This window comes from Oryzophilus luti, assembly GCF_059726245.1.
Genome location: NZ_AP040874.1, coordinates 389,718 through 409,595, shown reverse-complemented (window position 1 = coordinate 409,595; position 19,878 = coordinate 389,718). Strand labels below are relative to the sequence as shown.

General features: G+C 62.9%; 16 protein-coding genes. 12 read left to right on the top strand and 4 right to left on the bottom strand.

The features are described 5' to 3' along the window. Positions 1 to 36: 36 nt before the first annotated feature. The 4 genes from AC6IZO_RS01760 to AC6IZO_RS01745 form a co-directional block, all read right to left on the bottom strand. A complete protein-coding gene (locus tag AC6IZO_RS01760; RefSeq protein WP_497807382.1) occupies positions 37 to 324 on the bottom strand; it encodes an energy transducer TonB in 288 nt (95 codons plus the stop codon). 239 nt (positions 325 to 563) lie between these two features. Continuing rightward, a complete protein-coding gene (locus AC6IZO_RS01755; protein ID WP_497807380.1) occupies positions 564 to 2,708 on the bottom strand; it encodes a gluzincin family metallopeptidase in 2,145 nt (714 codons plus the stop codon). 181 nt (positions 2,709 to 2,889) lie between these two features. Then, entirely contained in the window at positions 2,890 to 3,426 is a 537-nt protein-coding gene (locus AC6IZO_RS01750; protein ID WP_497807378.1) for a superoxide dismutase family protein, read from the bottom strand. 144 nt (positions 3,427 to 3,570) lie between these two features. Continuing rightward, positions 3,571 to 3,951: an EVE domain-containing protein gene (locus AC6IZO_RS01745; protein WP_497807376.1), complete on the bottom strand. Its 381-nt coding sequence runs from the start codon at positions 3,949 to 3,951 to the stop codon at positions 3,571 to 3,573. 217 nt (positions 3,952 to 4,168) lie between these two features. On the opposite strand from AC6IZO_RS01745, the gene tkt reads away from it, so the two are divergent. From tkt to AC6IZO_RS01685, 12 genes are all read left to right on the top strand, one after another. Next, positions 4,169 to 6,211, top strand: a complete 2,043-nt coding sequence (gene tkt, locus AC6IZO_RS01740; protein WP_497807374.1) for a transketolase — start codon at positions 4,169 to 4,171, stop codon at positions 6,209 to 6,211. Positions 6,212 to 6,311: 100 nt separating this feature from the next. After that, positions 6,312 to 9,158: a bifunctional transaldolase/phosoglucose isomerase gene (locus tag AC6IZO_RS01735; protein WP_497807372.1), complete on the top strand. Its 2,847-nt coding sequence runs from the start codon at positions 6,312 to 6,314 to the stop codon at positions 9,156 to 9,158. 171 nt (positions 9,159 to 9,329) lie between these two features. Further along, positions 9,330 to 10,478: a tRNA (adenosine(37)-N6)-threonylcarbamoyltransferase complex transferase subunit TsaD gene (gene tsaD, locus AC6IZO_RS01730; RefSeq protein ID WP_497807370.1), complete on the top strand. Its 1,149-nt coding sequence runs from the start codon at positions 9,330 to 9,332 to the stop codon at positions 10,476 to 10,478. Positions 10,479 to 11,323: 845 nt separating this feature from the next. After that, positions 11,324 to 12,253 (top strand): endonuclease III domain-containing protein, encoded by a 930-nt coding sequence (locus tag AC6IZO_RS01725; RefSeq protein ID WP_497807368.1) that lies wholly within the window; start codon positions 11,324 to 11,326, stop codon positions 12,251 to 12,253. Positions 12,254 to 12,342: 89 nt separating this feature from the next. After that, the gene (locus AC6IZO_RS01720; protein ID WP_497807366.1) at positions 12,343 to 12,645 is read left to right on the top strand and encodes a DciA family protein; all 303 of its coding nucleotides are present in this window, start codon (positions 12,343 to 12,345) and stop codon (positions 12,643 to 12,645) included. Beyond that, entirely contained in the window at positions 12,642 to 12,965 is a 324-nt protein-coding gene (gatC, locus tag AC6IZO_RS01715) for an Asp-tRNA(Asn)/Glu-tRNA(Gln) amidotransferase subunit GatC (RefSeq protein ID WP_497807364.1), read from the top strand. The genes AC6IZO_RS01720 and gatC overlap by 4 nt, the downstream gene beginning before the upstream one ends. A 12-nt stretch (positions 12,966 to 12,977) precedes the next feature. Beyond that, the gene (gatA, locus tag AC6IZO_RS01710; protein ID WP_497807362.1) at positions 12,978 to 14,414 is read left to right on the top strand and encodes an Asp-tRNA(Asn)/Glu-tRNA(Gln) amidotransferase subunit GatA; all 1,437 of its coding nucleotides are present in this window, start codon (positions 12,978 to 12,980) and stop codon (positions 14,412 to 14,414) included. A 505-nt stretch (positions 14,415 to 14,919) separates the two neighbouring features. After that, positions 14,920 to 16,959 (top strand): heme lyase CcmF/NrfE family subunit, encoded by a 2,040-nt coding sequence (locus AC6IZO_RS01705; protein WP_497807360.1) that lies wholly within the window; start codon positions 14,920 to 14,922, stop codon positions 16,957 to 16,959. A 1-nt stretch (position 16,960) separates the two neighbouring features. Beyond that, the gene (locus AC6IZO_RS01700) at positions 16,961 to 17,476 is read left to right on the top strand and encodes a cytochrome c-type biogenesis protein (RefSeq protein WP_497807358.1); all 516 of its coding nucleotides are present in this window, start codon (positions 16,961 to 16,963) and stop codon (positions 17,474 to 17,476) included. After that, positions 17,473 to 17,826 carry a hypothetical protein gene (locus AC6IZO_RS01695; protein WP_497807356.1) on the top strand — a complete coding sequence of 118 codons (354 nt, stop codon included), beginning with the start codon at positions 17,473 to 17,475 and terminating at the stop codon, positions 17,824 to 17,826. Before AC6IZO_RS01700 ends, AC6IZO_RS01695 begins: the two co-directional genes overlap by 4 nt. Before the next feature lie 47 nt (positions 17,827 to 17,873). Continuing rightward, complete coding sequence (locus tag AC6IZO_RS01690; RefSeq protein ID WP_497807354.1) at positions 17,874 to 19,199, top strand: carboxypeptidase regulatory-like domain-containing protein; 1,326 nt, start codon at positions 17,874 to 17,876, stop codon at positions 19,197 to 19,199. Positions 19,200 to 19,383: 184 nt separating this feature from the next. Next, the gene (locus AC6IZO_RS01685) at positions 19,384 to 19,839 is read left to right on the top strand and encodes a hypothetical protein (protein WP_497807352.1); all 456 of its coding nucleotides are present in this window, start codon (positions 19,384 to 19,386) and stop codon (positions 19,837 to 19,839) included. Positions 19,840 to 19,878: the final 39 nt, after the last annotated feature.

Here is a 19,878-nt window from a genome sequence, read left to right as displayed (position 1 = left end):
GCCCGGCCTTTCCCTTTAAGAATTCGATTTTGCCCTTTAGCGGTGGAATTCAACCGACACGGTGATGGTCTGCTCCGAGCCCGGCTCATATCTCCATTTGGCGACGGCCGTCTTCGCCGACTCCGCCAACAGTGGATTGCCGCCCAGCACCTTCACCTGCTTCACTTCCCCGCTCGCACTCACGGTCAAAGCCACTCGGACCGCTCCCTCAATGCGCATGCTCTTTGCCACTTCCGGATACACCGGGTCCACCTTGGACCGCAGCTTGCGCGTGCCTTCCTGCGCCTGCGCACCGGCGACCAACATGCCTGCAACGAGCACCATCGAGATGAATCGACCTGGTCCTGATAGAAATTTCACTTTTTGGCCCCAAATAATCCGTGACGAACTTCAAAAGTGGATTGATTTTGGCACAGATTCGCGGCTTCGCTGGAAACAATTGCAATTTGTACAGTTACTTTAGGAGTACGTCCTGCGTTTTCCGAGCCAAGCCGTACTGTTTCGTGACACAAGAAACCCCGCGCAGGCTCTCTGCGCGGGGCGATGACTTGCAAACAGGAAGCTCAGGCGCCCATCTGCTTCAGTGCGCGTTCCAAAGCCTCCAGCATCGCGTCCGGTGAAACCGGCTTGCCCGTGGCGTTCTTCATCCACAGATCCGGCGCAACACTTCCGCTCTTGACCATGCGCGTGAACTCCGGCCCGACGACGCCGCTCTTGTGAATCTGCTCGTCGATCTGGAAGGCGATCATGTGACCGATCGGGTAATCCGGCAGGTAGAGGAGCGAATCGATCATGTGCGAGTAAACCGCCAGCAGCACCACGTCCTGCTTGTGGAAGACCGGCGCGTAGTACTTGTTCCAGATGCCCTTCGCAATGCCGAGTGTGGCCTCGCGCAGTTCGGCCGGGGTGGCGTTCGGGTGGTCATACATCCAGTGCCACACCTCCATATCCACCAGCGCAACGCCCGCGATTTCGTAGGTTCCCCAGAAATCGTTGAGCGTCTTCATGGCCTCGGCCTGCGGGTCCGGCTGCTCCAGACCAAGCAACTCGAGGTCGCGCGCCTGGAAGACAAAGGCCAGCGCCTCGGTAAAGGCCGTGTTGGGCACGCCGTGCAGCAGGTAGTGATCCATGCGGTTCAGTGAGAGCGTCTGCTCCACGTTGTGCCCCATCTCGTGCACGGCAATGTTGAAGCCCTTGTAGTTCATGCCGGTCTTTTCAACGCGCGTGCGGAGGTGCGCCTTGCCTTCGCGGAAGCCCGCGCCCATAGCGTGTCCGGAGCCGCGCGCTGGGTCGACCACAATGTTGGCCGCAACGTAGTCGGCATCGGCCGCGGTGAAGCCGAGATGCCGCAGCAGGTTCGGAATGTCCTTCTGGTAGGCCTCCGGCGTCGGATACTTCTTCGCCACGATCTGGTCCAGCTCGGCCTCCGTGTACTTGGACTTCACGCGGAAGCCGTTGTACCAGATGTCGAACGGCTCAAGCTCGCGCCCCAGCCGCTTGCTGATCAGCGCCGCCACGCGCGGCACCAGTGGAGAGCTGAGTACCTGCTCGAGCATGGCCTTCACGCGCGCTTCAGGCAGTTCGCGCTCTTCGTCAAACTTGCGCGCAATGTGCGTCGGCGCCGAGGGCGAGTATGGATCGGCTTTGCGCACGGCCCGGTAGCAGTTCAACAGCGTGGCATAGCGCGTATCAGGCTCGCGCTCGTTAAACGGTTCCGCCTTGGCCACTTGGATCGGCGGCCGCTCGCCATCCCAGTCCTTCGAGTTTTCGGCAGCGAGACTCAGCTTGTTCGTAAACGGGTCCCAGTCATACCGCGGATCATTCACGACCCGCTGTGGGATGGTCTGCGTCACAATGCGCTCCATCACCTGCTGGATGACCCTCTGCTTGGCCAGCCCGTTCTGCGGGTCGGCGTAGTCGCCCTTGATCTCGTCGCGCAGGTTCCAGTGCGAGAGCAGCCGCATCTTTGGCGGGAACAGCCGCTCGCCCCTGCCGTTCACCAGGTGATGCATCCAGATGTTGTACTCGGAGATGTAGCGCTCGCCGTCGGCGGTGGCCGAGGCAATCTCCAGCGAGACACTGGCGGGCACGCGCTTGCTGAATGCCTGCGCCAGCCGCGCCTCCGCCCACTGCCGACGCGTCCACCCCGCGCCCTGCGCCAGCCGCTCATCCAGCGTGGTCAGCGGGAAGTTCAGCAGCACCACGAACGCGAGCTTGTTGGCAAACGCATCATCCAGGAAGTGCGCCGTGGGGTCGTACCCGGCAAAAATTTCGTCATACGGCTGAATCGGCCCGCGGTCGAGGTCGCTCTGGGTACGGAACTCGCGGCCAATCTCCTGCATGTGTCCCGAGTACTGCTCCAGCAGGTGCTCGTAGCGGTTGAAGACCGTGTCCAGCGCCTCGGGCGTGCCGGCAAAATTGGCGGTCACGAAGGTGCGGAACTCTTCGGCCGATCCGTCTTCCGCGCGCCAGAACTCGCCCACCTGCTTCAGTCCACGCTGAATGCGCGGCCGCTCGGCTTCGCCATATTTGGCGATCAACTGCTTCTCCAACCCGGCGGCCTCCTGCGCGTACCACGCGGGCATCACGGTCTTTTCTGCTTTTGCGGTTGTGGCGGTGTCAGACATGGTTGCGGGCTTCTCCTGCGCGAACAGCGTGGCCGCCAGCGCGGCCGTGAACGACAAAATCCATAACGTGCGGAGCTTCATCGGGAACTCCCGGGGGGCGGCCTTGGCCGCAGAGTACGGCGCGCAACCCGCGCGCCCAGCTGAGCTACGTTACTCGCCCGGAAGAAAAAGGAAAAGAGGAAGCGGCCGCAGAAACGAAGCCCCCGGTCAGCGGCTGCCAGCCACCGACCAGGGGCCATCGTTTCGGGTCTCAGAAAGAAGTCTACTTCGCGGTGATGACGCCGCAGGCGATGCGGTCGCCCGCGTTGCCCGCCGGGTCACTCTTCATATCGTCGGCCTTGGCGTGGATGACCAGCGCCGTGCCGCCGTTGGCAAACAGCGAGTCCTTCATCGAAGGGTCGGCAAGGCGCACGCGCGGGTTCACAAACTTGGCGCTGCACGTGCCGTTTTCCTTCACGGTAAGGTTCGGCATGTCACCGGCGTGAGCGCCCTGCGGATTCTCCAGGCCATGATGCTTGGCCTCGGGATTAAAGTGCCCACCTGCGCTCTTGAAGTCCGGTGCCTCACACTTGGCGGTCTGGTGGAAGTGTATGGCGTGCTCGCCCGCAGGCAAGCCCTTCAGCTTCACTTCAACCTGCACGCCCTTGTCGCCCAGGTCCTTCAGCTTCACGGTGCCCACGTCCTGTCCCTTGGCGTCCTTCACTGGGACAGTCAGCTTCTTGGGCGTGGCGGTCTGGGCCACGGCGCCGATCGCGAACATTGCAACCAGAACTGCTACTGCCAATCCACGAATCTTCATCCATTCCTCCTAAATTCGAATGCAGTCGGCTAGAGAATCTAGCGCGTGCGGTCATGAATCGCCAAATAAATTTCCAGCCAAGGGCTGCCCGACGCAGACATCAAGCGCCAAAGGCACCACCGCTCTCAACAGAGCGAGCTGATGTCAGTCACCCACCAGCAACTCGTATTGCGCCTTCGTCAGCGGCACCACAGAGAGCCGGCCCTGCTTGACCAAGGGCGAGTCCGAGAACAGCTTGTGCGTCTTCAGCTCGCCGAGCGTCCACTGCAAGCCCAGCGGGGTGCCCACGGAGATCGTCACCAGCGGCGTCTTCGGGTCGGTGGCGTCCACGCTCACGACCTTGGCCGTGCCCATGGCGCGGCGCACCTCGCCCGTGTGGTAAATCACCAGTTCGTCGCCTTTATGCATTTCGCGCAGATACTTCACGGCCTGCGGGTTGGTCACGCCGTCCCAGACGGTGCGGCGGTCTTGTTGAAGCTGCTCAAAGCTGTAGTTGGCGGGTTCGGTCTTCAGCAGGTAGTACATGGCTGGCTCATTGGATGCGCGCATTCTGCCCACGGGCGCAGCATTCGTGGTGCAAAATGGCGGCAATTCGCGCCCATTCACGCCAGAAACGCACTTTCGTGCGCAAAACCCCCTCGCCCCAGCCGCCGCGTTTCGATACCATAGAAATGCTGCCGGAGCGCGACCTTATACTGCCGCTAAATTCAGTCCGGATACCCTGCGCACATCGAGGAAGTCTATGTCGGAACACTCTACGAAGACGGTTGTGGACCAACCTGTGAACCCGAACCAGGCCGCAATCGACCAGCTTTCGGTCAACACCATTCGCACCCTGGCCATTGACGCCGTTCAAAAGGCGAACAGCGGACACCCGGGCGCGCCCATGGGGCTGGCCCCGGTCGCCTACACCGTCTTTGACCGCATTCTGCGCCACAGCCCAGCCAACCCGCATTGGGCCAATCGCGACCGCTTCGTGCTCAGCAACGGACACGCCAGCATGCTGCTCTACTCCATGCTGCACCTGACCGGCTACGGCCTGTCGCTCGATGACGTAAAGAATTTCCGCCAATGGGGCTCCAAGACCCCCGGCCACCCTGAGTTTGGCCTGACCGCCGGTGTGGAAACCACCACCGGCCCGCTCGGACAGGGGCTGGCCACCAGCGTGGGTATGGCCATTGCCGAGCGCTATCTGGCAGCCACCTTCAACCGCCCCGGCCACGAGATCATCGACTACCGCATCTACACGCTCTGCGGTGACGGATGCCTGATGGAAGGCATCTCGCAGGAAGCCGCATCGCTCGCCGGGCACCTCAAGCTCGCCAACCTGGTCTGGCTCTACGACAACAACCGCATCACCATTGAAGGCTCCACCGACCTCGCCTACAGCGACGACGTGGCCAAGCGCTTTGAGTCGATGCACTGGAACGTGCTGCACGTGGCCAACGCCAACGACCTCGACGCGCTCGAAAAGGCGATCAAGGCCACCGAAGGCGCTACCAAGCCGTCCATCATCATCGTGGACAGCCACATTGCCTGGGGCTCGCCGAACAAGCAGGACAAGGCCAGCGCCCACGGTGAGCCGCTCGGCCCCGACGAGATTGCGTTGACCAAGGCCGCCTATGGCTGGCCGAACGAGCCGTTCTACGAACCAGCCGAAGTGCTGGAGCACATGGGCAAGGCCGTCGCGCGCGGCAAGCAATGGGAAACCGAGTGGGACGCGAAGCTCGCAGCGTGGGCCAAGGCCTACCCCGAGCTGGCCGCGCAGTGGGAAGCCTTCACCAAGGGCGAGCTGCCCGCCGGCTGGGACGCCGATATTCCGGTCTTCCCCGCCGACGCCAAGGGCCTCGCCACCCGCGACTCCAGCGGCAAAGTTGAGAACGCGATTGCCAAGCACGTGCCGTGGCTCATCGGCGGCTCGGCCGATCTTGGCCCGTCGAACAAGACTCTGATCAAGGACGCCGCCTCGTTCGCGCCCGCCAGCTACGGCGGACGCAACCTGCACTTCGGCATCCGCGAACACGCCATGGGAGCCATTTGCAACGGGCTGGCCCTGAGCGGCCTGCGCCCGTTCGGCGCAACGTTCCTCGTCTTCTCCGACTACATGCGCGGCTCCATCCGCCTGTCGGCGCTGATGGACCTGCCCGTCACCTACGTTTTCACGCATGACTCCATCGGCGTGGGCGAGGACGGCCCCACGCACCAGCCCATTGAGCACGTGATGAGCCTGCGGGCCATGCCCCGCCTGATCGTCATGCGCCCCGGCGACTCCAACGAAGTGGCCGAGTGCTGGAAGGCTGCCATGCAGATCAAGGACCGCCCGGTGGCCTTCGTCCTGAGCCGCCAGAACCTGCCCACGCTCGACCGCACGAAGTACGCGACGGCGGAAGGTGCGCGCAAAGGCGCCTATGTTCTGGCCGACTGCGCCGGAACGCCCGAGGTCATCCTGATCGGCACCGGCAGCGAGCTTTCGCTCTGCGTCGAGGCCGCCGAGAAGCTCACCGCCGAAGGCGTAAAGGTTCGCGTGGTCAGCATGCCCTCCTGGGAGCTGTTCGAGCAGCAGGACGCGGCTTACCGCGAGCAGGTGCTGCCCAAGCAGGTCGGCAAGCGCATCAGCGTGGAGGCTGGCACCAGCCTCGGCTGGGCCAAATACACCGGCAGCGAAGGCGTTTCCATCTCGCGTGACGACTTCGGCGCTTCGGCTCCGGCCAAGATCCTGTTCAAGGAGTTCGGCTTCACCGCCGAGGCCATTGTCGCAAAGGCCAAGCAGCTTCTGAGCAAGTAGCAGTGAAGCGGAGCCCTATGAGGCTCCGCTTTTTTCATATTGGATTCAGACTGTAATCAAAGTATTGTTCTGCACGCGCCCGCACGGCACAGAGGACCTTATGAAGAACCCGTTGAAGCATGTCAGCGACTTCGGCCAGAGCATCTGGCTCGATTCGATTCAGCGTTCCATGTTCCGCACCGGCGAGCTGCGCCGCCTCATCAGCGATGACGGCCTGCGCGGCATGACCTCGAACCCCACCATCTTTGAAAAGGCCATCGCCAGCTCCAGCGACTACAACGCCCAGATCAACGAACTGGTGACCAAGGGCTCCAGCGGCGAGCAGATTTACGAAGCGCTGGTACTCGACGACATTGCGCATGCCGCCGACGAGTTCCGCAGCGTCTACGATGCGACGCAGGGTCTCGACGGCTACGTCAGCATTGAGGTTTCGCCTCTGCTGGCCAATGACGGTCCCGGCACGCTCGAAGAGGCACGCCGCCTCTTCAAGCAGCTGGCGCGGCCGAACATCATGATCAAGATCCCGGCGACGCCCGAGGGCCTTCCGGCCATTGAACAGGCCATCGCCGACGGCATCAACGTCAACGTCACGCTCATCTTCTCGGTCGACGTCTATGAAGACGTGGCCGAGGCCTATATTCGCGGACTGGAAAAGCGCGCCGCCGCCGGTCAGCCCATCGACCACATCTCGTCGGTTGCCAGCTTCTTTGTCAGCCGCCTGGATTCGGCGGTTGACAAGCAGCTTGAAGCGAAGATCGCCAGCGCCACGGGCGACGCGAAGAAGCAGTTGCAAGCGCTGCTCGGCAAGGCCGCCATTGCCAACGCACAGCTCGCCTACCAGTCGTTCCTGCGCACCTTCTACAGCGACCGCTTTGCCAAGCTGCAGGCCAAGGGCGCGCGCGTGCAGCGTCCGCTGTGGGCCAGCACCAGCACCAAGAACCCGGCTTACCCCGACGTGCTGTATGTCGAGTCGCTGATGGGGCAGGACACGGTGAACACCCTCCCGGCCGCCACCGTCGACGCCTACCGCGACCACGGCGAGCCTGCCGCGCGCATCACCATCGGCATGGAGAAGGCTGCCGACGTCTTTGCCGCACTCGCCAAGGCCGGTATCGACATGAAGGCCGTGACCGACAAGCTCACCGCCGACGGCGTCAAGTCCTTCGCTGAAAGCTTCATTCAACTCGGCAAGGTGATTGAGCTGCGCCGCGAAATTGCTGCCTCCGAGAGCATCACGCGCCACCCCATGCATCTTTCCGGCAACGAGCAGCTGGTGAATGACGCGCTCGCCGCGTTGAAGAAATCGAAGGCCGCCGAGCGCATCTGGAAGAAGGACGCCACGCTGTGGACCTCCGATCCCGCCGGGCAGAAGATCATCGCCAACTCACTGGGCTGGCTCAACGTCATTGAGACCATGCAGCCGCGCGTGAAGGAGATCACTGACTTCGCGCAGGAAATGCAGACGCTCGGCTTTGAGCACGTGGTCGTGCTCGGCATGGGCGGCTCCAGCCTGTGCCCCGAGGTTCTGCGCCGCACCTGCGGACACCACGCCGGCTGGCCCAAACTGCACGTGATCGATTCCACCGTGCCCGCCACAGTGCTGCGCATTGAACGCGAGCTGAACCTGGCCAAGACGCTCTTCGTGGTCGCCAGCAAGAGCGGCACCACCACCGAACCGGTCATGTTCCACCGCTACTTTTATGATCGCGTCCGCCAGATTGCAGGCAACGACGCTGGACGCCACTTCATCGCCATCACCGACCCAGGCACGCAGATGGTTGCCGACGCCGAGCGCGATGGCTTCCGCAAGATCTTCCTCAACATGCCGGATATCGGCGGCCGCTACTCGGCACTCTCAATGTTCGGCATGGTGCCCTTCGCACTCGCCGGTGGCAACGTGGCGGAGCTCCTGCGCCGCGCGCACGTCGCCTTCTCCGCCTGCCAGCCCATGCTGCCCGCCGCGGAAAACCTTGGTCTGCGCCTTGGCGCCGCGCTCGGTGCGCTGGCCCGCGCCGGACGCAACAAGATCACGCTCATTGCCGAGCCGCCCATCGATTTCGTTGGCCTCTGGATTGAGCAGCTGGTTGCCGAAAGCACCGGCAAGCTCGGCAAAGGCATTGTGCCCATCGCGGGCGAGCGGCTTTACGAACTGCGCGCCTACGCCAACGACCGCGTCTTCGTTTACCTTGGCGCCAGCGAGCCGGATGAGATCACGGCCTCGCGGCTGGAAGGCCTTGCGCGCTGCGGCCACCCGGTCTTCATCCATGCCCTGCGTGACGTGATGGACCTTGGTGAAGAGTTCTTCCTGTGGGAGTTCGCCACGGCCGTCGCCGGAGCCGTCCTCGAGGTGAATCCGTTCGATCAGCCGAACGTGCAGGAGTCGAAGGACAACACGAAGAAGCTGCTGGCGGAATACACCGAGAAGGGCGCACTGGCTTCGCTGGTGACCATCGCCTCTGCGGACGGACTCACGGTCAGCAGCGATGATGCCAACGCCAAGGCACTGAAGGGCGGTACGCCCGAACAGGTACTTGCCGCGCACTTGGCGCGCTTGCAGCCCGGCGACTACCTGGCGCTCACCGAGTACATCGACGAGCTGCCGGAGCACGAGGCACTGCTCGCCGACATCCGTGCAGTGTTGAGCATGCGCACGCGCAACGCCACCACCACCGGCTACGGCCCGCGCTTCCTGCACTCCACCGGACAGCTCCACAAGGGCGGTGCCGATAACGCGGTCTTCATCCAGATCACCGCTGACGACGCCGAGGATGCGCCGCTGCCCGGCGAGCCTTACGGCTTCGGAGTGCTCAAATCCGCGCAGGCGCTGGGTGACTTCCAGTCGCTCAGCACGCGCTCGCGCCGCGCCATCCGCCTTGACCTTGGCAAGGACATCATCGGCGGCCTGAAGAAGCTGCTGGCCGTAGTGATGGCCCTGCCGCAGCAGTAGCACTCTATCGGGCGCCCGAAGCCTGGGTGCCCCAGGTTCGCGAGCGTAGCGAAGCTAACCTGGGATGCGGAACCATCCAAGCCCACGCAGATTCATAATCTGCGTGGGCTTTACCTTTTCGCGAACGACCCGGCGCGCACGCGCCTTCCCCATTCTGCTAGCATGAAATGAGTGACCACGCCCGTACACATTCTGGCCATTGAAAGTTCCTGCGACGAGACCGCTGCGGCCATCGTGCGCAACGGCGAGGAACTTGTCTCCAGCGTTGTGGCCTCGCAGATTCCGACCCACCAGCCCTATGGCGGCGTGGTGCCGGAACTTGCCTCGCGCGAACATCTGCGCAGCATCATTCCCGTGGTGCGCGGCGCGCTGGAGCAGGCCAACCGCACGCTCGATGACGTGGACGCCGTGGCCGTGACGCGCGGTCCCGGACTGGCCGGTGCGCTGCTAGTCGGCGTCAGCTTTGCCAAGACGCTGGCCTTCGCCGCCGACAAGCCTCTCATCGCGGTCAACCACATCGAAGGCCATATCCACGCCGTGCTGCTGGAGCAGCGCCAGCGCGGACAGCACGAATTGCGCTTCCCGGTGCTCGCGCTCGTGGTGAGCGGTGGCCACACGCACCTCTTCCTTGCCGAGCAGACCGCCGGCATGTGGCGCTACCGCAACGTGGGCCACACGCGCGATGACGCCGCCGGTGAGGCCTTCGACAAAGTTTCAAAGCTGCTTGGCCTCGGCTACCCCGGCGGGCCAATCATCGACCACCTCGCGCGCCACGGCAACGCGAAGGCCGTGCCGTTCAGCATTTCGCAGATGAAGCACCGCGACCGCAACGACCGCGGCAAGCCCGCGCCGGAAGGCCCGCAGTTCGACTTCTCCTACAGCGGCATCAAAACCGCTGTGCTGCGCCACGTGGAGACCCATGACCTGTTCGCGCAGATCGAGGCGCGGCGACGCGCGCTGATGCAGATTGCCAAGCCCACGCACGAGGACTACCTCGCCGTCTGCGACCAGCCGACGCTCGACCTGATCGCCAGCTTCCAGCGCGCCGTGGTGCATGACCTCGTCAACAAGACGATGGCCGCTGTTGAGGAATTCGGCGTACGCACGCTGCTGGTAACCGGCGGTGTGGCCGCCAACAGCGCGCTCCGCGAGGCCTTTGAACACAAGGGCAAGACGCACGGCCTCTCCGTGTTCTTCCCTTCGCGTCCGATGTCCACGGACAACGCTGCAATGGTGGCCGCTGCGGCCTACCCGAAATTTCTCGCGCGCGATTTCGCAACGCTTGACCTGAGCGCTGAAGCCAACCTGCCGCTGAAGTAGATTCGTCTTTTCCTATCTCTCTCTGAAAGTGCATGGGCTTTTCTTATAAGCGCCCGCGCAGGCATCCTCATGCTCCTTCCGTGAGCTTTCCACAACAATGTGGAAATGCTTGTGAGCATTGCGTGTTTCCTCAGTGTTCATGCGGGTCCGCTGGCATTGCACCATTTTCGGAGCATGCCACAAAGTGTGTCCCGCTCTCATGCACACACAGTAATTAGTGTTGCGGCTGCGGGCACAAAGACAATGTTTTTCAGCCTTCCACAACAACTCCACAGCCGAGTGTGCTTAACCGCCGCGCGCGCAGGTTCTCCACAGAAGTGTGGAAATGCTTGTGAGCATCGCTCGTTTCGCCAGTGTTCATGCGGGTCTGCTGGCATTGCACCATTTTCAGTGCAACCCACAAAGTGTGCTTGGACTGCTCGAAGCCCCTGCAATTTGTGTTGTGACTGAGGGAACAAATCCCATTGTTTTTCGGCCTTCCACAACAACTTCACAGCGAAGTGTGCATGCGCGGCATTCACGCGGTTCTCCACAGAAGTGTGGAAATGCTTGTGAGCATCGTGCGTTTCCCCAGTGTTCATGAGGGTCTGCTGGCATTGCACCATTTTCATTGCACCCCATAAAATGTGTTTCGCGCGCTCACACCCCCTGCAATTTGTATTGCGTGTGCGAATGCAGTGGTGCTCATTTTTCCGTCTTGCACAACAACTTCACAGCAAAGTGTGCATGCGTGGCATTCACACGGTTCTCCACAGAAATGTGGAAATGCTTGTGAGCATCGTGTTATTCGCCAGTGTTTATGCGGGTCCGCTGGCATTGCACCACGGGTGGTGCATGGAGTTTCCATGCGAATTTGTGGCGCGTACACTGTGCGCATGAAGGCCCGCAGTGAATTCCGCGCGCTTGAGCAACTGCCCCAGGCGTTCCGCCTACTGCATGATGCATGGGGCGTGCAGCACTGGTGGCCAGCGGAGAGTGCGTTCGAGATGGTCTGCGGCGCGTTCCTGACGCAGAACACCGCGTGGACTAATGTGGAGCGCGCGCTCAGACGCCTGCGCGGGGCCGATGCGTTGAACATCCGGGCCGTGCGCGAGCTTCCGTCTGGAGAACTGGAAGAGCTTCTGCGGCCCGCCGGATACTTCCGCCAGAAGGCGCAGCGGCTCAAGCGTTTTGTCGAACATCTGGATCTTCACTACCTGGATGCAACTTCATCGCTGCCTGCCGACGCAAAGGACAACGCGGCTCTGGCGCGCATGTTTTCCCAGCCCGTTGATGCGCTGCGCGAAGAGCTGCTCGCACTGCACGGCGCGGGGCCGGAGACCGCCGACTCGATTCTTCTCTACGCAGCGCTAAAGCCGGTCTTCGTCGTTGACGCCTATACACGCCGCATCTTTCATCGCCACGGATGGATTGATGCCAGCCTGCCCGCCAACGCCGCTGGCTACGAGCACATCCGCCAGCTTGTGGAGCACGCGCTACGCACCGAGCGCTGTACCCCGGCGGCCTCCCCGCTGGCGAAGGAAGCCGGATGTTTCATTCCCGAGGTTCACGCGCCATCTGTCATGTCACGCGCAACGCGCGAAGCCACGGCGCAGGTCTTCGGTGAGCTCCACGCGCTGATTGTGCAGGTGGGCAAGCATTACTGCCTCAAGCACGAGGCCCGCTGCGAGCTGTGTCCGTTGCGCGAGTTGCTGCCGCACGGTGGCCCCGTGCCCGCAGTGGTCGCGCCCGCAAAGCGCGTAGCAAAATCGCGCAGCCGTTCGAGCAAAGCGTAGAACTTTTGTTCGCGCAGCGCCGTGCGGCGCGCACACGTTTTGCGTTTTCGGGCTAGGCCGCAACCCGCAAAAGGCTTTACACTTTTTAGATGGAACCGGCACGCGGAATTCTGGCGAAGGTTGTGGCTCAGTCGCTTCGCGGCCTGCCCGACGCGGACGTGCCGATGGCGGCATGGCCGTTCGCCGCCGGTGGCAACGTGGCCGAGCGCACCGACGCCGTCTGGTTCCGCGATGGCGTGCTCACCGTCTCGGTGCCGGACGCCAACTGGCGCAACCAGATGCGCGACATGGCCGCCGGATTCCTCAGCCGATTAAATCAGTACAGCCGGGTGCGCGTGGACCGCATAGAGTTCATCGTTGCCTCCGCACAACCAGCACAGGACAAGCAATGAAAGTTACCGAACAGGACGTGCTCTACGTCGCCGACCTGGCGAACCTGGAGCTGACCGAAGCCGAACGCTCCTCCATGGTGCAGGACCTGAACTCGATTCTCGAGCATGTGGACGCCCTCGCCGAACTGGACACCGCGAACGTGGCGCCGCTGACCGACGTCAGCCAGTTCGTCATCCACACAGAAGGCAATGGCGACCGCTACGCCTACGCGCAGCGCGCCGACGAGCCGCGCCCCAGCCTTCCCCGCGAGGAAGCGCTGGCCAACGCGCCGGACACCAACGGAGAGTTCTTCCGCGTCCCCAAGGTAATTGAGAAGTAGGCGGAGATGACCATGACCAAACCTGTGCACACCATCGACTCCGCCCGCTCGGCCATTGCCGAAGGCAAGACCACGGCCCGCGCGCTGACCGAAGCGTACTTCACAAAGATTGAGGCCGGTGACGGCGAGATCGGCTCATTCCTCTCCGTCAGCCCCGGGCGCGCCTACGCGCAGGCCGACAAGATTGATGCCCTGGCCAAGGCGGGCGAACCGTTGCCGCCGCTGGCAGGCATTCCTGTCGGCGTCAAAGACGTGCTGATGACCAAGGGCCTGGTCACCACCGCTGGCTCAAAGATTCTGGAGAATTTTGTAGCGCCCTATGACGCCACGGCCGTGACGCGGCTGGAGGCGGCCGGCGCCGTCGTGCTCGGCAAGCTGAACTGCGACGAGTTCGCCATGGGCTCCTCGAACGAGAACTCCGCCTACAAGCCCGTGCACAACCCGCATGACCTCACGCGCGTGCCGGGCGGCTCCAGCGGCGGCTCGGCGGCGGCGGTTGCCGCGGACTTTGCCGTGGCGACGCTTGGCACCGATACTGGCGGCTCCATCCGCCAGCCCGCGGCCTTCTGCGGCGTTGTGGGCCTGCTGCCCACCTACGGACGTGTCTCGCGCTACGGACTCATCGCCTTTGCCAGTTCGCTCGACCATGTTGGCCCGCTGACGCACACGGTCAAGGACGCCGCCACGATGCTCGGCGTGCTGGCCGGTCGCGACCCGATGGATTCGACCTCGGCCGATGTGCCGGTGGCGGACTACGTTGCAGCCACGGCGCAGGACGTGAAGGGATTGAAAATCGGCGTGCCCGAGGAGTATCTGAGCGAGGGCCTCGATCCGGAGATCAAGCAGGCGGTGGAGCGCACGCTCGACGCGCTGCGCGAACAGGGTTGCACGGTGCAGCGCGTGAGCCTGCCGCACACCAAGTACGCCATCCCGACTTACTACATCGTCGCCACCGCCGAGGCTTCGGCAAACCTGGCGCGCTTTGACGGTGTGCGCTACGGCCACCGCTCGCACCACTCCGGCACCTTGGCGGAGATGTACCGCAACACACGCGACGAGGGCTTTGGCCCGGAGGTGAAGCGCCGCATCATGCTCGGCACCTACGCGCTCAGCGCCGGATACTACGACGCCTACTACCTGAAGGCGCAGAAGGTTCGCACGCTTCTAGCACAAGATTTTCAGAAGGCTTTCCAGCAGGTGGATGCCATCGTCACTCCGGTCACGCCGACTCCGGCCTTCAAGCTGGGAGAAAAGTCGAACGACCCGCTGGCGATGTACTTGAGCGACATCTTCACGGTGACTGCCAACCTGGCGGGCATTCCGGGCATCAGCGTTCCCTGCGGCCAGACCGCGACGGGGTTGCCGATAGGCGCGCAGGTTCTGGGACGCCATTTTGACGAAGCCACCGTGCTGCGCGTAGCCGCCGCCATCGAGCGCAAGCACTCCTAACTGCAAGAGGCGGAAGCCGCTTCGGCCTCCGCCTCAATCCTTCCTTCTGGCATCTCCTGCCCTTCCTTCTGAAAATTGGCACAAAAAAAGAGCTCGCCGTCGCGAGCTCTCATCAGGAGGTCATATAAATGTCGCGCCGGGCTTCTTCCCCGACTGTCTACTAATCTAGATCAAGATTTCCGCACTTTGCAAGAAATCTAGAGTGATTGACTGAAATTTCATTTAAAAGTGAACATTTCTCCCTCCAAAGACAAAAACAAGCAAAAAAACGAGAGCCCGGAGGGGCTCTCAAATCAGGAGGTCTGTCTTCGCATCGGGTCTCTTGGCCCTGGCTGAAGCCAACATATCTTTCTTCCGCGACTTTCGAGCCATAAATCCATCCAATCTAGGGAGAACACTTCAGGTACGGGAAGCTTAGGATTTTCTTGCACTTAATTGGGAACCGAATCGCTCAGCTTCCGCGTCTCTGAAACCATCACTCCAGATTCCAGTGGGGACTGGGTACATGCCTCAAATTGGTAGTTTTTCGCTGTTGCTCGCGCTCGCCCTTGCCGTCTATGCCTTCATCGCCGGTGCCGTAGCCATTTACCAGCGTGACGACCGCCTGGGAGAGACCGCACGCCGCGCCGGCATCGCTGTGTTTGTCGCCGTCACCGCCGCGTCGCTCGCGCTGGTCATCGCCGCCTTCCGGAATGATTTTTCGGTGGCCTACATCCTTCACCACTCCAACCGCGACCTGCCGGTGCAATACAAATTCGCGGCGCTGTGGTCCGGACAGGAAGGCTCGCTGCTGTTCTGGAGCTGGCTGCTCTCCTGCTATGGCCTTGTGCTGCGGCTGCGGCACAAGGTGGATACAAGGCTGGTGGCGCATGCCTCGGTCATCATTTCCGCCGTGCAGGTGTTCTTCCTGATCCTGGTCACCTTTGCCTCGCATCCGTTCGCGCTGGTGGCGGGCACCATTCCGCCGGACGGCAACGGCCTGAACCCGCTGCTGCAATATCCGGAGATGGTCATACACCCGCCGATGCTCTACCTCGGCTACGTGGGAATGACAGTGCCATTCGCCTTCGCCTTGGCCGCCTTGATCATGAAGTATCCGGGCGAAAAGTGGATTCACATCACCCGCCGCTGGACGATGGTGGGCTGGCTGTTCCTGAGCTGCGGCATCTTCCTTGGCAGCTATTGGGCCTACAAGGTACTGGGCTGGGGCGGCTGGTGGGGTTGGGACCCGGTGGAGAACGCATCGCTGCTGCCATGGCTGACGGGCACGGCCTTCCTGCACTCGGTAATGATGCAGGAAAAGCGCGGCATGATGAAGGTCTGGAACATGTGGCTGATCTTCAGCACCTTCCTGCTGTGCATTCTGGGCACGTTCCTGACGCGCTCGGGCGTGGTCAGCTCGGTGCATGCCTTCGCGCAGAGCGGCATCGGCGTTTACTTTGTCGTCTTCCTGGCATTGATCCTCGCCACCTGCGTCTTCTTCTTCGTGCGCAACCGCGGAGAGCTGAAGAGCGAGCATCAGCTTGAGTCGCTGATTTCGCGCGAATCGAGCTTCCTGTTCAACAACGTGCTGCTGCTGGTGGCGGCCTTTGCCGTGCTGTGGGGCACGCTGTTCCCAGTGCTGAGCGAGTGGGTACAGGGCACCAAGGTCACGGTAGGCCCGCCGTTCTTCAACAAGGTCAACATCCCCATTGCGCTGCTGCTGTTGCTGCTGACCGCCGTTGGCCCGCTGCTGGCCTGGCGCAAGACGAGCGCCGAGAGTCTGCGCCGCAACTTCCTGTTGCCCGGCATTGTGACCATTCTGTTTGGCATCGCGCTGGTGGCGGGCGGCCTCAAGCCCTGGCAGGACGTCAACTACTTCTACGCCCTTGTGGCGCTGATGCTGGCGACGCTGGTGGCCTCCACCGTGGTGTCGGAGTTCCTGCGCGGCGGCCGCGTGATGGCCACGCAGCGCGGCACCAACCTGCTGAATGGCATGTGGATTCTGACCCGCCGCAACACGCGCCGCTACGGCGGCTACATCGTGCACCTCGGCGTGGTCTTCGTCATCGTCGGCTTTGCCGGCGCCGCCTTCTATCAGGACACCGAGCAGGAACTGGGCTTTAACGATCAGATGAAGATCGGCGCCTACACACTCATCTGCAAGAGCTACACACAGGACGACAAGCCGAACTACGCGTCGGAGTCGGCCATCATGGAAGTGTGGAAGCACGGCAAGCTGGTGACGACCTTGTACCCGGAGCGCCGCATCTACAAGGCCAGCGAGCAGCCGGCAACCATGGTGGCACTGCGCTCGACCGTGATGGATGACGTTTATCTGGTTTACACCGGACGCAGCCCCGACACGGGCAAGCCGATCATCAAGGCGCACGTGAACCCGCTGGTGTGGTGGATCTGGGCGGGCGCGCACATTCTGTTGATCGGCACCATCGTTGCGCTGTTCCCCAACATGCAGGCCGCCAAGGCCGCCGTAACCGAGCGCCAGCGCCAGAAGGCGATGGAGGAAATACGCCGCGCGGGCAACGCTGTGGGGGCCGGAGACTGAGATGCGCACGTTGAACCGAAAACTGCTCTACCGCTCGGCGCTGGTGGCGCTGCTGGCGGCTGCCATGTTCTTCTCCATGGGCGCGGGCGAGCCGAATGACTCGCGCTTCAGCCGCCTGGGACACAACCTGATGTGCATGTGCGGCTGCAACCAGATTCTTGTGGAGTGCAACCACGTCGGCTGCTCCTACTCCGAGCGCATGCGCAAGGAACTGAAGGACGCCATCGACAGCGGCGCCACCGACGACCAGGTGTTGGCTGGCTTTGTCTCGCGCTACGGCAACACGGTGCTTTCCGCACCCACCAACAAGGGCTTCAACCGGGTGGCGTGGCTCATGCCCATCGTCATCTTCCTTGCCGCGCTGGCCACGGTAGTGGCCGTGGTGCGCGCCTGGAACAAGCGCGTGACCTTTGCCACCACTGGCGCGAACGCCGGGGCTTCCGGAACCGGCACACCCGCCGCGGACACCAAAGCGGATGAGTTCCGCCGCCGTGCCCGCCAGGAGACCGAACTGTGATCGCACTCTTTGCCTTGCAAATGCAATCGGCGCAGCCCGACGGCTCCAGCACCAGCTTTCTGCTTTTTGGCTGCGTGCTGTTCGCCGCCATGCTGATGCTCTACATCTTCAGCCCATCCACGCCATTCAGCGCCGAGGACAAGACGCGCCTTGGCTACCTGTACGAGCGCAAGGAACAGATTTACGAGAACCTGCGCGACCTGAACTTTGAGCACAAGGCGGGCAAACTCAGCGAGCAGGACTTCTTGAGCCTGCGCGACTCGATGGAGCAGGAGGCCGCCTCGGTGCTGGCCGAAATTGACCAACTGGAGCGCGCCGGTGTGAGCGCCGGAAAAGGGGCTCAGGCATGAGAGGAATTTCAAATTTTCGGATTGCGAAATGTTCGGATCGTAACGCTGTGCACTCGACGCTCGGTACACCTTCGGTTGGCACGGCTAACCTTGGACGCCTCATCCTCGCACTGACTCTGCTCTGCTCCGCCGCCGTCGCACAGACCGTTACCGGCTCGGTGGTGAATGCCACCACGGGCAGGCCAGCCGTTGGCGTTGACGTAACGCTGGTGGAACCGATGCAGGGCATGGCCGAGGTCGGCAAAGGCACCACGGATGCGCAGGGGCGCTTCACTATCCGCTCGGCGCAGGCGGCGCAGGGGCCGCGGCTGGTTCGCGCGAACAAGGACGGCGTCGGCTATTTCAAGATGCTGCCGCCCGGCACCTCCAACGCCGATCTGCAGGTCTTCGACGCCTCCGCCAAGGTCGACGGCATTGCGACTACGGTCGATGTGGTGCGTCTGCAGTCTTCGGGCGGAACGCTGGAGGTGACCGAGCTTTACGCCGTGCAGAACTCCAGCAACCCGCCGCGCGCGCTGGCCGGGCAGAACACCTACGAGGTGGTGCTGCCGGAGGGTGCGCAGCTTTCCGGCGCAAGCGCGCAAGGCCCTGGCGGACAGCCCATCCAAGCCGTGCCGCAGCCGCTTGGGCAGAAGAACCACTACGCCTTCAGCTATGCACTGAAGCCGGGCGAGACGCGCTTCCAACTGGCTTACACGCTGCCCTACAACGGGACGGCAAGCTTCGTGCCGCAGTTGCCCGCCAAGGTGCAGCACTATGTGGTGGAGTTGCCCGCGACGATGCAGTGGAAGCCGAAGAACCCGTCGGCCTTCCAGCCCATGCAGGATCAGCCGGGCGCGGTGGTGCAGGTGGCCTCGAACCCGAAGAACGAGGACGTGGCGTTCAGCGTCTCCGGCTCCGGACAGATTGCCGACCAGCAGGCGGACGACAGTCAGCAGGCACAGGGCGGAGCCATGGGCGGAAGCATGGGCGGCAATGACAACCGCCCGGGCGGCGGCCTTGGCGCACCCATTGACGCGCCCGATCCGCTGGAGAAGTATCGCTGGTGGATTCTGGGAGGATTGGCCGTGGTGCTGGGCGGCGGCGCGCTGTTCACCTTGCGGCGCAACCCGCAGGGCGCAACGGGCGCGGCGGCAGTGGCATCTCACGCACAGCAGCCTGCGGCACTACCCGGCAGCATAGGCGCACAGGTGGCAACCGCAACGTCTTCGATGCCTTCGCAGGCGCAGGTTCTGCTGGCGGCGTTGAAGGACGAGCTGTTTCAGCTCGAACTCGACCGGCAGCAAGGCAGGGTTTCCGAAGACGAGTACGCGAAGAACAAGGCGGCGCTCGACCTGACGCTGACGCGCGCGCTGTCACGCGGAGACTCCTAGCACTCTCTTCGCTCCAACAGACAAGGGCACGGTTCGCGCCGTGCCCTTTTGCTTGAAGCAAGCTTGAAAATCAAGCGCATTCCGCTTGCGCGTCGCGTGCGGAAGCGAGCATTCTAGAGCTTCGCCGCCTGCGTGCCAGCGCATCATCACCGCGCACGCATTCGGCCAACTTTCGGGGGAATTGATGTCCGTTCTTGAGAAGAGCCTTGCTGCCTTTGCCCAACGCGCGCCCAAGATGCTGAGTCCGAGGGCGCACGCTGCCGTCGATTACGCACTGGCCGGTTCGTGTTTCCTGGCCGGGGCGCTGTACTGGCGTCGCAACCGCCGCGCTGCGCTGGGCGCCATTGCCTGCGGCACGGCTTCGGCCCTGAACGCGCTGTTCACCGATTACCCCGGCGGCGTCTCGCGCCAAATTCCATTCCAGGCCCACGGACGCATCGACGCCTCCATCGCGGCACTCTCCGCCGCCGTGCCCTCCACCATGGGCTTTGCCGAGGAGCCAGAGGCGAACTTCTTCCGCGGACACGCGGCGGCCACCACGCTGGCCACGGCGCTCACCAAGTACACGCCCGCGGGCGCGCCGGAGGAATTGACCGGGCTGGAAGCCACCGACGATGAGGAGTGGGAAGGCTTCGTGTAGAACTGCCATCCTCCGCAGCGCAATCCTTCGCGCCTTCCG